Source organism: Sphingomonas sp. (assembly GCF_019242355.1).
Taxonomy (GTDB): Bacteria; Pseudomonadota; Alphaproteobacteria; order Sphingomonadales; family Sphingomonadaceae; genus Sphingomicrobium.
Genome location: NZ_JAFAVR010000281.1, coordinates 1 through 4,040, shown reverse-complemented (window position 1 = coordinate 4,040; position 4,040 = coordinate 1). Strand labels below are relative to the sequence as shown.

The 4,040-nt window shown below is 65.9% G+C and carries 4 protein-coding genes; 2 read left to right on the top strand and 2 right to left on the bottom strand.

All coding sequences use genetic code 11. The annotated features are described in order from the left end of the window. Positions 1 to 363: hypothetical protein (locus JOZ79_RS13545; protein WP_294075168.1), on the bottom strand; the 363-nt coding region annotated here is incomplete at its 3' end. A gap of 267 nt (positions 364 to 630) precedes the next feature. On the opposite strand from JOZ79_RS13545, the gene JOZ79_RS13540 reads away from it, so the two are divergent. Together JOZ79_RS13540 and JOZ79_RS13535 are read left to right on the top strand one after the other, a co-directional pair. Further along, positions 631 to 1,785 carry a hypothetical protein gene (locus JOZ79_RS13540; RefSeq protein WP_294075166.1) on the top strand — a complete coding sequence of 385 codons (1,155 nt, stop codon included), beginning with the start codon at positions 631 to 633 and terminating at the stop codon, positions 1,783 to 1,785. Next, positions 1,782 to 2,621, top strand: a complete 840-nt coding sequence (locus JOZ79_RS13535) for a hypothetical protein (RefSeq protein WP_294075163.1) — start codon at positions 1,782 to 1,784, stop codon at positions 2,619 to 2,621. Before JOZ79_RS13540 ends, JOZ79_RS13535 begins: the two co-directional genes overlap by 4 nt. Before the next feature lie 29 nt (positions 2,622 to 2,650). Here JOZ79_RS13535 and JOZ79_RS13530 read toward each other — a convergent pair. After that, the coding region (locus JOZ79_RS13530) for a tetratricopeptide repeat protein (protein WP_294075161.1) at positions 2,651 to 4,040 on the bottom strand (1,390 nt) is incomplete at its 5' end.

The window sequence follows — 4,040 nt, the reverse complement described above, 5'->3', positions numbered from 1 at the left end:
ATACCAGCCCGCATCGTGGGTCCGGTCGAAGTCGCGGTCTTGCGGGTAGTAATAACTCCCCGGAGCGCTTCCAGGCCGTCCCGGCCCGCCCCATTCGAAGCCAAGCGACCCGCCGGAGGACGAGAGGTCGAGCGGCCGCTTGGGCGTGATCTGCGCGAAGACGGTGCCTTCCTGCGAGGTCGGGGGGAATTCCCGCATCGCCGCGGCAGCGGGCGCGCCCGGAGCGTCAAGGGACTGCGCAGCGCCTTCGCCCGATCCGTTGCCGCGTGCATCGCAGGCCGCGCAGGACAGCGCGATGCCGAGCGCGGCGGAGAATATGAATGTGGCGCGCGAGCCGAGCGAGGATGAACGGGACCGGAGCATATACGCCTCCACCATCGGTTCACTGCAGTTGCCCGCGCTATACGGACCTGCTCAACGCCATGGAAATGAATAAAAGTTCGTTCAGTGGAAGGATTTCGGCACTTGCTTGCCAGCCCGGCTGGCTCGCGATAAGCCGACGTGGGTTGTCCGAGACAACCATTCGGTTCGCGCTCGCGAGCGTCTTTGCCGATCCCATGCAGGTTCCCGGGGAGTGAGATGACGGCCACACTTGCAAGTGCGCCAACTGCGCCCAATCGCAGGGACTGGATGAACGCGCGGACCGAGCGTGACCTCGATGCGGCGGAGTGGATCGGCAGTGGCCTGCTGGCCCGGGACCCTGGCGACGAGACGGTTCGCCGTTACACTGCCCGGCTTCTCCAGGCGCAGGGCCGCTCGGCCCACGCGCTCGACCACTGGACGGCTCTTCGCGATTCAGACGCCAACGACTTCGAGGCGGCGTTCCATCTTGCCGAGGCCTCCGTCGCTGCCGGTCTTGCGCCGGATGCCGCCGCCCGGGAGGCAGCGCCAGCCGCCAACGCCCTCTTCCGCGCTGCAATCGTCGACGCATTGGCCAGTCCCGCGCATGCGCTGGAGGGTGAGTTCAGGCACATCGCGATTTCGGGCGTCGCTTATTGCGGCAGCACGCTTCTCGACCGCGTCCTTGGCGGCCTCCCGGGCGTCAAGAGCATCGGCGAATCCCACTGGATCACCAAGGTCCATCGCGACGGCCGCTATTGCGACATGACCCTGTCCGAACCGCTCGAAGACGCAAAGTTCGTGCCCTGCACGGTTTGCGGTGCGCGGTGCGAGGTTCTGACGCCTGCCTTCCGCCGCTCGCTCGCGGCCGACAACACCAACTGGTACCGCAAGATCGCTGCGCGCGTCGGCACGCGCATCCTCGTCTCCGCGGACAAGAATTTGCCCAAGCTGACGGACAAGGACCCGCTGCTCGACTTGTCGGCGCTCGTCGTGTTCAAGTCGCCCGAGCAGGCCTGGGCGTCCCAACTCGACAAGCTGCCAAAGGACCGCGACGAGAGTTTCTACGAGGCGGAATGCCGGAAATATGTCGATGTCTGGAGCCGGGCATACTCGGCCTATCTCAACCACTTCCGCCCGCACGGGCGGGTCGTGTTCCTCAACTTTGACGCTTTCACTCGTGACCCAGAGCCGCTGCTCCGGGCTGTCTGCGAGGCGCTCGATCTCGGCTTCGATGCCGATGTGCTCAGCCGCACCGTTCCCGGCCATGCGATCGGCGGAAACGGCCGGGCGATGCGCCGGCTTCGCGACAAGGATTATGGCGTCGACATCACGCCGTTGCCCGAGCCGGTGCTGGATCCGGCGCATTCAGCAATCATCGCCGGGCATCCGGGCGCGCAAGCGGCCTGGCGCCGGTTGATGGACCGCCACGCGAGCCTCGCATGAGCACGTCGCCAGTCAACCAGAACGAGCAGGATAACCACTCAATGATACGATTCCGCGTCGAGCCGCGGCCACTGCCCGCCGTCAAGGACCTGCACCTCGATGGCGTCTTCGGCAATTTCGATGACATCGTGGACCGTGAGATCGCGGCCTGCGAGAAGTCCGAGGACAAGTTCGACCAGGAAAAGGCGCGATTCTTCCGCTACCTGAAGAGCCACGTCGACAGCCAGAAGTTCGGCGAGATGCAGGAATTCCAGCTTTCCGGTCAGGGCAAGCTCCGCCTGGAATCGGACATGGTCAAATATATCGACCCGGCCATCTGGTTCGACAGCAAGCTGCGCATGGCCCTGCGCGTCGGGCTCAACCGGCGCGATCCCATTGACATCCTCGACATCGGCACGGGCCCCGCCCACTTCCCGGTCGTCGCCGAATTCTACGGTCACCGAGTCATCGGCACCGACGTGCCCTACAAGCGGACCGGCGAGCTTGAGCCCGGCAACCTCTACGAGGCGCTCGGCCAGCTCTACAAGGTCAGTCGAATCCCGCTCAGGATCGAGCAATATGTGCCCCTGCCCGACTTCGGGAGGCGTTTCGGCATGGTCACGGCCTTCCTTGCGGCGTTCAACGTCGATTCCGAGGGCAAGCCCTGGACGATCGACGCATGGAAGTTCTTCTTGAAGGACCTTCACGACAATGTCCTCGCCGAGGGCGGCGAGCTGTTTATGAGCCTCGCCAACGGCAAGCTCACCGACGAGGTCTGGGATTATCTGTCGGAGCGTGCGGTCTTCACCAACAAGCACCGGGTGATCCACTTCACCGATCTGGCGCAGTTCGCCTGACCTGGACCGGGAGGCGGCGCCAAGGCCGTTCAGCGGATGTGGCGCCAGATGCCGCCCGAGAGGCGCAGGTTCTCGGGGCGGCCGGCCAGAAAGCTCCGGAGGTGGCCGAGATACGCCTCCTTCCAGCGCACGGCATAATCGTCGGCGCTCTCGCCCGGCTCGGCGAGCGGCAGGTGCTCGAGGATGAAGCCGAGATGATGATTGTCCCGCCAGATGGGCGCGACAAAGGCTGACGACGACCCGATCCGGTGCGCCGTGCGCGCGGCGAATTCGGAAAAGGTGATCTCCTGGCCCTCGAAGGGGATGCGCGGCGCAGCGAGGTTGATCGCGCCGTCGACCACGACGACGACCGTATAATCCTCCTTCAGCGCCTCCATGAAGCCGCGTGCGACCTGCGCCTGGGTCTGATCGCTGGTTGAGATCAGTGACTGCGCATAGGAGGTGCGGGCGACGCTCGGGGTCGAAGCCAGCCAGCGCGAGCGCACGCCCAGCAGTTCCAGGGCCAATGGCCCGAAATACATCGCGCCGACATGCGCCGAGGCGAAGACGCAGCCCTTGCCCGGCGCCCGCGCTCGCGCCTCGGCGATAAAGTCCTCGACGACGTCGAGCTCGTCGGCGAATTGCTGCATCGCCTCCTCGACCTGCTCGTCGCGGCATTCGAGCCAATCGAGCAGGTAGTGGTCGGCGAGATAGCCCCACTTCGCACGCCGTTCCCATTCCGCGCGGTCCAGCTCGCACTCGGCCGAGCGCAGGCTCCAGGCCCAGTCGAGCCGCGCCTTCGGGATGTTGACCTCACCGACCTGCGCCCAAAGCGCGTCGAGTCCTTCGCCGAAACTGTCCGGCAATTTCTCGGCACGGGCGGCGACCCAGGCATCGAACAGGTCCGCCGCCTCGTCGCGGCGGCCAGCCTGGCTAAGCGCGCCGGCGGCATAGCGCTGCCAGCGGCCGCCCCGGTCTGGCGCCTGCTCGATGAGCGCAGAGAATTGCTCGGCCGCTTCGCCGAGCTGGCCGTCCTCCTTGAGGGCGCGAGCATAGAGCGCGCGAATCTGGCCGCTGTCCGGCTGCAGCTCTATCGACTTGCGCAAGTGAGGGATGGCCTCCGCCGTCTTCCCCGTGCGGAGCAGCAGCTGGCCGAGCAGGGAGACCATGCGCAAATCGTCCGGCGCCAAAGCGACCCCGGCGCGAAGATGCTCGATCGACTTGGAGAAACGTTCTCCCGCCGGACCGCCACGATACCAGGCCTGGGAGAGAAACGACCGCACAAGCTGCCCGTCGACGGATTCCTCGACGAACCACTCGCCAAGGTCGATCGCGTCCTGCAGCCGGCCCGCGCGGACCAGCGCCTGGAGCATGTTGCCGGCAAGCTGAGGATCGTGGACGGCGCGCTGCGGAATGCGATCGACCAAGCCCGCCGCTTCG

Coding starts and splice junctions, on each gene's coding strand:
- JOZ79_RS13540 (WP_294075166.1), top strand. CDS start 631: ATGAACGCGCGGACCGAGCGTGACCTCGATGCGGCGGAGTGGATCGGC.
- JOZ79_RS13535 (WP_294075163.1), top strand. CDS start 1,782: ATGAGCACGTCGCCAGTCAACCAGAACGAGCAGGATAACCACTCAATG.